General features: G+C 70.4%; 2 protein-coding genes. Both read left to right on the top strand.

Annotated elements, in window-relative coordinates:
• The first annotated feature begins 112 nt into the window (after positions 1–112).
• Positions 113–12907, top strand: a complete 12795-nt coding sequence (locus CLU93_RS26335; protein WP_257225105.1) for a filamentous haemagglutinin family protein — start codon at positions 113–115, stop codon at positions 12905–12907.
• Positions 12907–13509, top strand: a complete 603-nt coding sequence (locus CLU93_RS26330; RefSeq protein ID WP_099764028.1) for an RNA polymerase sigma factor — start codon at positions 12907–12909, stop codon at positions 13507–13509. The genes CLU93_RS26335 and CLU93_RS26330 overlap by 1 nt, the downstream gene beginning before the upstream one ends.
• Positions 13510–13512: the final 3 nt, after the last annotated feature.

Below are 13512 nucleotides of genomic sequence, written 5' to 3'. Positions count from 1 at the left end.
AAAAAATAAATGCGGGTTAGGCGGGCAGCATGCGTCCCAGTCATGAGCAGCGCATTTTCAGCGCGCCTTCCCTGACCAACCAGCACGTTCATTTTTCCAGGAAATCATTGCCATGACCATGTTTCACACTGCCCGGCGCAAGACCATGACACAGACGCTGCGCGTGCCCGCGCCGCAAGCGGCCATGCGGCTTACGCCACTCGCGTATGCCGTGGCCGTGCTGCTGGCGGCGGGTGGCACGGTGCAGCAGGCGCAGGCGCAGCAGGCGTTCAGCGGCGCCTGGTTTGCCGGCAAGGGCGCGACGCAGGCGACAGCGGTGCAAACGGGGCGGCAGCCTGGCGGCGTGCCGCTGGCGGGACGGCCGGTGGCGCCCGGCGGGCAGACTGGCGAGCAGTTGCAGCGTTCGCTCAATAACCTGAATCTGGCCGCGCGCGCCATCGCTGCGCAGCAGGCGGCGCAGGCACAGGCGCGCCAGGGAGCGGCCGCTGCGCCCGGCGTGCCCGACGGCCTGGTGAATGGCGGCCTGAAGATCGATGCCAACAGCCTGACGGCTGGCTGGCTCAACGCCCAGGCGCCCGTGCAGACGGTGCAGGGAGGCAAGACGACGGTGCTGGTGCGGCAGACGGCCGACAAGGCCATCCTGAACTGGGAAACGTTGAATGTCGGCAAGGATACGACCTTGTCCTTCCAGCAGCAGAAGGACTGGGCCGTGCTGAACCGGGTCAATGATCCGCTGGCGCGTCCCAGCCAGATCCAGGGCCGCATCGAGGGCGACGGCACGGTGCTGCTGGTCAACCGCAACGGCATCGTCTTCCATGGCGCCAGCCAGGTCGATACGCGCAACCTGGTGGCTGCTGCCGCCGGCATCGGCGACGTGCAGTTCCGCGAGCGCGGCATTTACAGCAATGGCAGCGTGCCATCGATCAGCGATGCACTGGGCAAGGTCGACGTGCTGCGCGGCGCGCGCCTCGCCACGCGCGCGCCCGCCAATTCCACCGAGGGGGGCGGTTATGTACTGCTGGCGGGCGCCGAGGTGCATAACGGCGGCGAGATCCTGGCGCCGAAGGGACAGGCGCTGCTGGCCGCTGGTGACAGCTTCGTCATCCGCAAGGGCGTGGGCACGGATGGCAATGCGCTGTCCACCACGCGTGGCAATGAGGTCGTGCCCCGGTCCGGCGTGGCGGGGGCGACAGGCAAGGTTGCCAATTCGGGGCTGATCCAGGCGCGCGAAGGCGATGCGACCCTGGCCGGGCGCGAGGTGCGCCAGGATGGCGTGCTGCTGGCCAGCACCAGCGTCAATGCGCGCGGCACGCTGCACCTGCAGGCGCTGGGCGAGCAGGCCGCCGTGGTGTTGGGACAGGGTGCCACGACAGCCATCCTGATCGAGGAAGAGGCGAGCAATACGGCGCTCGACAGCCAGCGCGACGGCTTGCGCGCCCCGGCCGTGGCCGGCGCCGAGTCCATGCTGCCGCTGACGGACCGGCGCGACCAGTCGCGCATCGCCATCGACAGCGCCGGCACGGTGGATTTCCAGGGCGCGTCGCTGACGCTGGCCACGGGTGGGCAGATCAGCGTCAATGCGGCCGGCCGCAGCCTGGTGCGCGATGGCGCACAGATCGACGTGGCGGGCGCGGCCGGCGTGCGGCTGGCCATGGAAAGCAACAACGTCAAGGTCAACGTGCAGGGCAACGAACAGCGCGACGCACCGGGCAACCGCGATGGCAAGGGGCTCAATAGCAGCGATATCTGGCTGGACAGGCGCAGCCTGGTGTTTGTTCCCAAGGGAACGAACGGCTATGACAGCGACCGCTGGTACACGGCGGGCGGCTTGCTGGAGGTGGGCGGCTACCTGGGCATGCAGGGACACACGGTGGGAGAATGGATGGCGCAGGGCGGTACGCTCAGTTTTGACGGCAAGGACGTCGTCACGCAAGCCGGCTCCAGCATCAACCTGTCGGGCGGTACCTTGCGGGTGGAAGGCGGCTCGATCCGCCAGACCTGGGTGAATGGGGCCGACGGCCGCCAGTACGAAGCATCGCGCGCGCCCGGCGACCTGCTTTACACGGGCCTGTACCGGGGCTTTGAAGAGCTGCACGCGCGCTGGGGCGAGTCCGCCACGGCTTCCTACCGCAGTCCGTTGATCGCGCCGCTGCAGCGGCTGGAAAACGGGTATGCGGTGGGGCGCGATGCGGGCAAGCTGGTGATCGGCACGCAGGCCGCCGTGCTGGAAGGGCTGATCGACGCCAGCGCCGTCCAGGGTCCGGGTCAGCAGCAGGCGGCGCAGGCCGGTGTCGATGGCTACCATCAGTCGCACAAGGCCGCCGCCACGCGCGGCCAGCTGATCGTCGGCCGCTCGGTGTCCATGTTCGAAAAGAGCACGGGCCTGACGCATGACAGCCTGGGCGCCGTCATGCACGACGTGCAACTGGCCGGCGGCGCGGACGATATCGCCGCAGGCCTGGACTTGGGCACGCTGCTGCCAACGTCGCGCCAGGGGCGCCTGGTGCTCGATACGGCACGCCTGAACGGCTTCGAACTGGGCGCCCTGCGCATTGCCGCCATGGATACGATCGCCGTCAATGGCGCCGTGCGGGTGGCCGACGGCGGCAACGTGACCCTGTACGGCAGCGCTGTGGCGGTGAATGCCGACGTGACGGCGCACGCGGGCGGCATCCAGATCGGCAATATCCTGCGGCAGGCTGTCAACGACCGCATCGAGGACAGCGTGCTGAAGGCGCCGCCCGGCGGCAAGGCCGGCGTGCAGGTGGCCGGCGGCGTGACGCTGGACGCGAGCGGCTTGTGGAGCCAGTCCCTCCAGGAGGAAGAATCATTGCCTGGCGCCAGGCTGGCATACCGGCATGGCGGCAGTGTTTCCCTGCGCAGCAGCGGCGACGTGCTGCTGCGCCAGGACAGCCGCATCGACGTGCGCTCGGGTGCGGCAGAGCTGGCTGGCGGTGCGGTACGCGGCGGCAAGGGCGGCAACGTGACGCTGGAAACGCGCATGCAGGGTAGCGACCGCGCAGCCAGCCTGGGTTTCGATGGCGCGCTGCTGGGTCAGGGCATGGAGGGCGGTGGCACGCTGCAGGTGCGCGCGGCGAAGGTGCTGATCGGCGGAGCGGCGCAGGCGGCGGCCGACACGCTGCAGCTCGACAGCGGCTTTTTTGACAAGGGGTTTTCCCGCTACGATATCGGCGGCAACGGCGGCTTGACGGTGGCCGACGGCGCGCAGGTCGCGGTGACGATGCCGCTGCTGCGCCTGGCCGGGCAGGAGGTGGAAGCGTGGCTGTCGCCCGTATACCGCGAAGACGCGAGGAAGGGCGTGCTGATCCAGCGCCTCGGCGCCAGCTTGCGGCTGCAGGCCGGTGTGGCGGACGTCTCCGGCGGCGCGGACATGGCCAGCGTCCAGGCGCGCATCGGCCACGGCGCCACGCTGGAAGTCGATCCTGGCCAGTCGATCACGGTGGCCGGCATCGGCCAGCTGACGCTCGATGGCCGCCTGAACGCCTGGGGCGGCAAGATCGTGCTGGAAGGCATGGCGGGCGATGTGCAGGCGGCCGAGACGGCCAACGGCGCCGGGCACGGCCGCTCGATCTGGATCGGCGACGGGGCCGTGCTGGACGCGGCGGCGCGCGCCGCCACGGCCGTCGATGCGCGCGGCCAGCGCTATGGCCTGGTGCGCGACGGCGGCAGCATCGTGGTGGGCGGCACGCTCGACCAGGCCACGGGCAAGGCCGATGCGGCGCACCTGTTCGTGGCCGTGCGCGAAGGCGCGCTGCTCGACGCTTCCGGCACACAGGCGCAGCTCGACGTGGCGGGCCTGGGTGCCACGCAAGTGGCCAGCCGTGGCGGCAGCATTACGCTGGCGTCGAACAACGGCCTGTATCTTGATGGCCAGATGAAAGCTGGCGCGGGCGGCGCCGGCGCTGCCGGCGGCACGCTTGCTCTCGCACTGGAAACGCCGCAGTACCGCAATACCGCGGGCGCGCGCGTGCGCCAGGCGCGCGAGTTCATGCTGCGCCAGCAGCTGGCCGGCGACACGCTGGCCGGCACGCAGCCGGAACAGGCGGCCGCGCAGTTCGTGTATGGCCACGCGGCGCTGGCCGCCTCGCAGGTGGCCGCTGGCGGCTTCGACAACCTGTCCATCCTCAGCAACGGCATGCTCGGCTTCGATGGCGACCTATCCCTGTCGCTGGGCCAGAGTCTGCATCTGTATGCGCCCACCCTGGTACTGGCCGACGGCGCGGCGGCGGCCACGCGCGTGCTGCTGGCGGCGCCGTACATGCGCCTGGCCGGCATCGGCGCCGTCGGCACGGGCGATGGCCAGATACGTCCCACTGTGACGGGCGGCGTATCGACGCAGCCGGCTGCAGGCACCTTGCGCCTGGAAGCCACGCAACTGCTCGACGTGCGCGACGTGCTGACGACGGGTGCGCATGGCGGCAAGGAGCGCACGCAAGGACTGCCGATGGCGCTCGACCGGCGTGCCTTCGACAGCGTGGAACTGGCCAGCCAGGGCGACTTGCGCTTCCTGGGCGCCACTGTCAGCGGTCAGAATACCATCCTGAACACGCCGGCCGACCTGGCGCTGACGGCGGCCCGCATTTATCCGGCAACGGGCGCCAACGCCATCGTGCGGGCCGGCTACCTGGGCGGGGGCAGCGATTTTGCGCAGCAGCGCCTGCTGCGCATAGGCCGCGCCGGCACGGATGGTCAAGCGCCGCCGCTGCCGCCTTCCGCCTTCGGCGCGCTGACCCTGGGCGCGGCCGCGATCGAGCAGGGCGGCGTGTTGCTGGCCCCGCTGGGCAGCCTCGTGCTGGGCGCCAGTACGGGCGCCAGCATGTCGGACACGCGTTCCTTGCGCTTCCTGCCGGGCAGCGTGACGTCGGTCAGCGGCGCCGGCCTGATGCTGCCGTATGGCGGCACGGCCGATGGCGTCAGCTGGCGCTACGATGGCCAGGATGTCAGCCTGCTGGGCGCGGGCGGCACCTATGGCACGACGGCCAATCTGAAGGTGGGACTGGCGATGAAGAGCCGCGCGGTCGACGTGCAGCCGGGCGCCGTGCTCGATCTGTCGGGTGGCGGCCAGTTGCTGGGCGCCGCCTTCGTGGCCGGCCGTGGCGGTTCCACCGATGCGCGCTACCATCCGCTGGTGCAGACGCGGGCCAACGGCGGCTTCATCCTGCCGGAACTGGCCAGCAATCCCGTGTACGCGATCGTGCCGGGCGCGCAGGCACCGGTGGCCCCCGCCGATGGCGAGCGGGGCGCCAGTGTGCCCGTGCCGGGCCAGCAGGTGACGATAGGCGCCGGCGTGCCGGGCTTGCCGGCCGGCAGCTACACCTTGCTGCCGTCGACCTACGCCTTGCTGCCGGGCGCCTTCCGCGTCGAGTTCAATGGCCAGGCCGGCATCGCGCCGGCCGCGCCGAATGCCATGCGCAATGGTTCCTGGGCTGCCAGCGGCCGCCTGTCCGTGGCAGGCACGGGCATCGGCGACACCCTGTCGCGACAGCTGATCGTGACGCCGGCCAGCGTGTTGCGCAGTTATTCGCAGTACCGGGAAACCAGCTATGCCGATTTCGTGCGCGCCGATGCGGCCAGGCTGGATGTGCCGCGCGCCATGCTGGAAGCGGATGCGCGGACCATGCTGGTCCAGTTGATGCCAGGCAATGGCGACGCCATCGATTTCCATTTTAAGGGCCAGGCCCGCTTTCAGCCCGCCGACAAGGGGCATGGCGGCACGCTGGCCTTTCCGATGGACGGCGGGCATCTGGAAGTGCTGGCGGCCGCTGGCCAGGCCAGCGCCGACCTTGGCACCGTATCGCTGCGCGCCGTTGACGTCAACGCCGTGGGCGCGGCGCGCCTGTCGCTGGGCAACTTGCCCGTGGTGCGCTACGGCCAGGGCGGCAACCTGCTCGACTTCTCCACTGGCGGGGCCGCCGGCGCCATCACCGTGCGTGACGGGGCGTCGCTGTCGGCAGCCGAAGTATTGCTCATCGCTAACTCAACAGTGGCAAACCAGGGCGCCGGCATCAAGGTCGAGCAGGGTGCGGCCATCAGCACGCTGGGGCGCGGCAAGTCCGCCTTCGATGCCGACGACGGTTTCGTCTACCAGCCCGGCTACCGCGGCGTGCTGGCCGTGTCCAACGGCCGCCTGCAGATGCTGGCGCCGGAATACGATAGCGCGGGCACGCCGGCCAGCATCCGCATCGGCACTTGCGCGCAGGCCGCTTGTGCCAGCGCCACCTCGCTGTATTCGGAAGGTTCGATCGCCTTTGCCACCAGCAGTGCCTTCGAGCTCGGCGACGCCGTGCGCTACGGCACGCGCCACCTGACCCTGGCGGTCGGCGGCATCAATGTGGGCAGTGCGCAGGCGCTCGATGCGGCCGCCGCGCGCGGTGCCCTGCCGCCGGGGCTGACCTTGAACCAGGAGGTCCTGGACCGCCTGCTGCGCGGCGATGCCGGCACGGGCGCGCCGGCCTTGCAGACCTTGTCGCTGACGGCCGCCCAGTCGCTCAATTTCTACGGCGACACGACCCTGAGCACCATGGATGCCAGCGGCAAGTCGCTGCTGGACAAGTTGTCGCTGACGACGCCGGCCATGTATGGCGGCGGCAAGGCGGGCGAGGCGGCGCGCATCGTCACCGATACCCTCGTCTGGAATGGCGGCACGGCCGGCCCGGCAGCGCTGCCCGGCGCCGTGCTGGCCGGCGGTGCCGGCACGGGCAGCGGCACGCTGGACGTGAACGCGCGGCGCATCGAGTTCGGCTATGGGCCCGACACGCGACCAGACCCGCTGGCCGACGCGCAGCGCCTGATCCTGGGCTTCGCCGACGTCAGGCTCAATGCCAGCGAGCGCATCACGGCCAACCACCAGGGCAGCCTGGCCGTGCATCAGTCGCAGGGCGCCTATGCGACGGGCAAGGGCTACGCGTACGCAGGCGGCGACCTGTACCTGAACACGCCGCTGCTGACGGGACAAGCCGGTTCCGTCAACCGCATCACGGCAGGCGGGGCGCTCAATATTGCGGGAGCGGGCGGCGCCAGGCCGGCGGCGCTTGCCGGCAGCGAGGCGCTGGGCGCGGAACTGCTGTTGGCGGGCAATAGCGTGACGCTCGATACGGCCGTGGTGTTACCTAGCGGCAAACTGACGCTGGCCGCCACAGGCGACGTGCGTCTGCTGGACGGCGCGCAGCTGGACCTGGCGGGACGCAAGGTCAGCATCCACGATGCGGACAAGTACAGCTGGGGCGGCGAGGTGATATTGACCAGCCGCAGCGGGAATATCGCGCAGGCGGCGGCCGCCAGTATCGATGTGTCGGCCCGCAACAACCAGGGCGGCAAGCTGCAAGCCATCGCCCTCGATGCGGCCGCAGGCAAGGTCGACCTGCTGGGCGGGCTGCTGGGCGGCGCCAGCGGCCGCTATGACGCGGGCGGCACCGTCTTGCCCTACAGGGGCGGCGCCGTGGATATCCGCGCGCAGGACGTGGGCGATTTCGCGGCCCTGAACCGGCGCCTGAACGACGGCAAGCTCGACGGCGAACGCAGTTTCCAGATCAAGCGGGGCGATCTGACCATCGGTGACGAGATCAGGGCGGGCAGCGTCAATGTCTCGCTCGATAATGGCCGCCTGACGGTGGCGGGCACCATCGACGCCAGCGGCGAGCGCGTGGGCGCCATCCGCCTGGCGGGCAAGCATGGGGTGACGCTGGCCGGCACGGCCGTGCTCGACGCGCATGGCAGCACGCTGCGCGTCGACAGCTACGGCAAGATCATCGATGCGCCGAACCGGGCGTTAATCGAAATCAATGCAGGCGATGGCGTGCTGGCCCTGGACAGCGGCGCGCGGCTTGATTTGCGCCACGGCACGGCCGCCGGCAGCGGCGCGGGCAAGGGCCGGCATGACGGCAAGGCGCGCGGCACGCTGGACTTGCACGCGGCGCGCCTGGGCAGCGCCGGTGGCGCCAACGACGCCGACGCGGCCACGCACGGCGACATCGCCATCGCGGCCGGCGCAGGCCTGCGCATCGAAGGCGCGCGCGAGATCGCCGTGCACGGCACGGCGCGCTACGGCGATGCGCCACAAGGCGTGCTCAAGGATGCTAATGGCCAGGTCGTGCCGGGCCCGGACGGCTTGCCGCAGGCGGACCTGGCGGCGGGCGGACGGCCGTACCAGTACATCGACCAGGCTTACCTCGATAGCAAGCATGACGACAGCACGGCCTTCATGGCGGCGGCGCTGGCCAACGCCAATTTGCTGGAAAATAAGCTGGCCGGCTTGCGGACGGCCGCGCATGCCGAGGCGCTGCATGTGCGGCCCGGCGTGGAAATCGTCACGCAGGGCGACCTGGTGGTCAGCGGCGACATCGACCTGTCCGCGCACCGCTATGCGGGCCTGAACGCGAAGACGCCAAAAACCGCCGTGGCCGGCTCGGGCGAACCGGGCAGCCTGGTGTTGCGCGCGGGCGGCAATCTCGACATCTTTGGCAGCATCAATGACGGTTTCGCGCCGCCGCCCGCCACGCCGGACGACAAGGGCTGGGTGCTGACGCCGGGTCGCCAGGCCTACGGCGGCGACGTGGTGGTGCCGGGCCATGGCGTGGTGCTGGCCGAGGGAACGTTGTTTCCTGCCGGCAAGGTCTTGAATTATGCCCTGCCCATCCAGCCGGCGACGCTGGCCGTGGGCACCGTGCTGCCGGTGGCGGCCAGCCTGGCGGCGGCGCTGGAAGTGCCGCTCGATACGGTGCTGCGCGCGGATGTGCGCGACAGCGCCGGCCGCCTGCTGCATGCGGCCGGCACGCTGGTTGCGGGCCAGCCGCTGCTGCTGCCGAAAGGCACGCAGCTGGGCGCCGGTTCGCAGTTGCCCGGGACGGCCACGCTGGAAGGCCTGACCTGGCCGGCTGGCGTGCCCCTGCCTGGCCTGGCGCAGTTTGACAACTACCTCAAGCCGAACGGGGTCATGCTGGCCAGTGCGCTGGCCTTGCGCGTCGGTGCGCTGATCCCCGCAGATACCCGCGTCAAGCTGCCGGGCGGCGCCCTCAGCGTGCCGCTGCGTGCCATCGCGGGCGGCGTGCAGGGCCGTAACTGGGCGGTGGCGCCCATGCTGCCCGAAGGCTCGCTGTCGTGGTCGATGCGGCTCGTGTCCGGCGCCGATACCAGCGCGGCCGACACGCGCAGCATCCGGCCCGTGCTGGCGGGCGACTTGCGGCTGGCCGACAGCCATTACGCGCTGTATGAAACATATGACCGGAAAATCATCCCGGGTACGCCGGCGCGGCCGGGCGGTGCCTGGTTCTGGAATGCGTTCGGGGGCGAGCTGGGGTACGAGCCAGGCACGCCGGTGCCGCCTGATCTTGAAGGCTGGTGCGACGAGGGCGCCTGCGACCGCTACAACTATGCCTGGAGCGACAGCGCCAGCCTGTATGATCCCACCTGGCTGGCCGGCAAGCCGGTGCCCTTGGATGTGGAAGGACAGTGCGACGCGGAGCTCTGCATCCCGCTGGGCAAGGCGATTCCCGGCACGCCGGACCGGGTGGAAATCGGCGCGCTGAAAAGCGTGACGCCTGCGACCCAGCATTTCAGCGTGCTGCGCACGGGGACGGGCGACCTGGACCTGATCGCGGCCGGCAACGTCAGTACCCTGTCGCCATATGGCATCTATACGGCGGGCACCCCCACCGCCAGCCTGGGCAATGCCGCCTACAATCAGGCGCGCGGGCGCGCCGGCGACGGCGCGACGGTGCTGGGCAGCGGCGGCGCCGCGTATGAATCCCTGGTCGATGGCGGCGCGGCCAGCGCCTATGCGGCCTGGTACCCTGACCATGGCGGCAATGTGCTGCTGCGCGCGGGCGGCAACCTGACGGGCGACATCGTCAGTGCGTTCGGCGTTGCGCGCCAGGAAGACTTGCGCAGGCAGGCGGCCAGCGCCAACGTGGGCAACTGGCTGTGGCGCCAGGGCACGGGCGGCACGGCCGGCGTCGACCTCATACCCGCCAGCTGGTGGATCAATTTTGGCACGTATATCAAGGAAGCCGGTGGCGCGAGCGTCTTGCAGCCCGACCAGCCGATAATCGACAAGCTGCCCATGCTGGTGGGCTTCACGGGCATGGGCACGCTGGGCGGCGGCAACCTGAGCGTCGATGTGGGCGGCCATGCGGGCATGCAGGCGCGGCGCGGCTCGGCCGATGGCGACCAGTCGCCGCGCAGCGAAGGACTGGTGCTGGCCGTGGCCGGCACGGGCCGTGTCGGCGCCGACGGCGGCATGCTGCTGACGGGCGGCGGCGACATGGACGTGCGCATCGGCGGCGACCTCAATCCCGGCCTGCAGGCCAGGGCGGCCGTCAACAACGGTTTTGGCATGCAACTGGGCGCGGCGACGGATTACCAGAACCAGAACCTGAACCTGAACGGCGTGCTGAGCAATCTGCGCGGCGCCCTGGCCCTGCAGACGGGCAGCCTGGGCGGCGTCGCCTTCAATTATGGCGGCATGCCGCAGCAGCACGACAGCAAGGAGCAGCGCGCCTACAATCCCTACGGCGCCACGCTGGGCACGGCCACCGGCGGCGCGACGCTGATGCTGGGCGATGCGGCGGCGCGCGTGTCCACGCGGGGCGACCTGGTACTGGCCGGCACGGGCGACCCGGGCCGCGTGAAGACGCCCCATTCGTCCGCGTTCAAGGCCAATGGCAAGGCCTATGCGCAGGGCGGTTATGGCTGGTTTTCGCTGTGGACGGACGGCACGGCGATCGACCTGTTCTCCGCCGGCGGCAGCCTGGCACCGAGCGTGCAGCTGGGCGACGTCAATTCGGGCAGGACGCCGGCCGGCCAGGGCAACCATGCCGATTCGGACGGGCGTTTCCTGTTCCCTTCGCAGCTGGGGGCGGTGGCCGCCAACGGCAGCATTTTCCTGGGCAAGTCGGCGCTGGGCGGGCAAGACTATTACGCGCCAGATTACTCCATGCTGCTGGCGCCATCAGCCAGCGGCCGGCTCGACTTGCTGGCGGGCGATTCGCTGTATGCCAGCGGCTATGCCGTGAGCCGCTCGGGCGCCGCCGCGTCGAGCCTGCCCACGCCCGTTCATCCCGCCTTCGCCGGCTATGAGCAGCCGGCCACCTACGTGGCGGGCAATGGCGGCGCGGACGGGATCGTGTCGAGCCTGGTGCGCTTTCCCCTGTTCGCGTTTGGCAGCCCCAGCGCCGCGCCGCTCGGCGACGCCGCCGGCACGCCGTCGCGCCTGTACGCGGGCAAGGGCGATATCGTCGGCTTGCGCAGCGGCGAAATTCTGGCATTTGCCAATGGCCAGCGGGCCGGACAGACGTGGTACGAGGGTGCCGCGCCCGTATGGATGAGGGCCGGGCGCGACATTGTCAACTCCGGCACGCAGCCGGGCCAGCCGACGGCGCTGCCGAATGCCATCGCCAATACCCGCGAGAACGCGTATGGCAATGGCGTCAGCACGGGCAACCTGTTCGTGCATGCGCATGCCACCGACGTGTCCATCGTCGCGGCCGGCCGCGACATCCTGCATAGCAGCTTCAACGTGGCCGGTCCCGGCACGCTGGAACTGACGGCGGGGCGGCATATCCGCATGGAAGAGCAGGGTGCGCTGGTCAGCCTGGGCGCCGTGGTGGCAGGCGACAAACGCCCCGGCGCCGGCATCGTGCTGCAGGCGGGGCTGGGCGAAGCCGGCGTGAATGGCGTCGATTTCGCTGCCTTCGCGCAGCGCTACCTGGACCCGGCCAACCTGGCCCAGGCTGGCGTGCCATTGGCACAACAGGCGGGCAAGGTCGCCAGGACCTATGCGCCGGAGTTGGCCGCCTGGCTGGCGGCGCGCGAGGGTTTCACCGGCACGCCGCAACAGGCGAGTACGCGCTTTGCCGCCTTGCCGCCCGAGCAGCAGCGGATCTTCGCGCGCCAGGTCTTCTTCGATGAATTGAAGGCGGGCGGGCGCGAATACAACGATGCGCAAGGTCTGCGTTTCGGCAGCTACCTGCGCGGCCGCAACGCCATCGCGGCGCTGTTCCCCGCGCAGGATGCGCACGGCAAGAGCATCCGCTACCAGGGCGATATCAGCCTGTATGGCCCGTCTGGCGTCAATACCCTGTTTGGCGGCGATATCAGCATGCTCGCGCCGGGCGGCAAGCAGGTCTTCGGCACGGAGGGCCAGGCGCCGCTCGCGGTGCCTGGTCTGGTGCCTGGCGTGCTCACGCAGGGTGCGGGCGATATCGCGCTGTACGCCCAGGACAGCATGCTGCTGGGCCAAAGCCGCATCATGACCACCTTCGGCGGCGCCATCCTGGGCTGGTCGGCGCTGGGCGACATCAATGCGGGGCGCGGTTCGAAGTCGACCATCGTCTACACGCCGCCCAAGCGCGTGTATGACCAATGGGGCAATGTGACGCTGGCGTCCGACGTGCCGAGCACGGGCGCCGGCATCGCCACGCTGGCGCCGATACCGGAAGTGCCGGCCGGCGATATCGACCTGATCGCCCCGCTGGGCACCATCGACGCGGGCGAGGCGGGCATCCGCGTCTCGGGCAATATCAACCTGGCGGCGCTACAGGTGGTGAACGCGGCGAACATCCAGGTGCAGGGGAAATCGAGCGGCATGCCGGTGCTGGCCGCCGTGAACGTGGCCGCCCTGAGCAACGCCAGTGCGGCGGCGTCACAGGCGACGGGCGCGGCGCAGGAAGTGCTGCAGCGCGAGCGGGCGGCGGCGCGCGGCAGCTTGCCATCGATCTTTTCCGTGCGCGTGCTGGGCTTTGGCGACGAGCCGGTCGAGGACGGCGACAAGCGCGGCAAGGCGGCCAGCTACCGGCCGGACAGCCCCGTCGCCATCCTGGGCCTCGGCGGCACGGGTGCCACTCAGCGCGCCCACCTGACGCGCCAGGAGCAGCAGGAGCTGGACCTGTGATGGCCAGCGTGGAAGCGTTGTCGCCGTGCCTGCAGGTGCACCTGGCCACGCACTACGCGCGCCTGCACCGGCGCCTGACGCGCTACCTGGGCTGCGCGGAGCTGGCCAGCGACAGCCTGCACGACGCCTGGCTGCGCCTGGCGGGCAAGCCGGCACCGCCCGCCAGCAGCATGGATGCTTACGTCTGCCGCGTGGCGTGCAACCTGGCCGTGGACCGGCTGCGCCAGGCGCGTCCCTGGTACTACGCGGACGGCGCCGAAGCGGTGCTGGAACAGTTGGCAGATGGCGCGGCGGGACCGGCCACGCTGGCCGAAGTGCGCTCCGAGCTGGCCGCCGTCGACCGGGCGGTGGCGTGCCTGCCGCAGCGCCACCGCCAGGTGCTGTTCGGCTTGCGCCTGGAGGACGCCACGCGCGACGAGGTGGCCGCGCGCCACGGCATCTCGCTGCGCAGCGTCGACACCCTGCTGCGGCAGGCGCTCGACCACTGCGCCGCGCAGACGGGGCAGACCGTCATCGGCGGCATCGGTACGGCGCGCCGGGCTTTGCGCACGGCGCGGACTGGTTTCCAGCCGGGACCGCCATCGTTTTTTGTTGCTACATAAGCA

Source organism: Janthinobacterium sp. 35 (genome assembly GCF_002754575.1).
In the GTDB taxonomy this organism is placed as follows: domain Bacteria; phylum Pseudomonadota; class Gammaproteobacteria; order Burkholderiales; family Burkholderiaceae_D; genus Janthinobacterium; species Janthinobacterium tructae.
Note: the sequence above shows the minus strand (reverse complement) of the source record. Positions and strands in the feature narration are given on the sequence as shown.

What these genes read in the sequence shown, in the direction of transcription:
- CLU93_RS26335 (WP_257225105.1), top strand. Translation starts at nt 113, where the DNA reads ATGACCATGTTTCACACTGCCCGGCGCAAGACCATGACACAGACGCTG.
- CLU93_RS26330 (WP_099764028.1), top strand. Translation starts at nt 12,907, where the DNA reads ATGGCCAGCGTGGAAGCGTTGTCGCCGTGCCTGCAGGTGCACCTGGCC.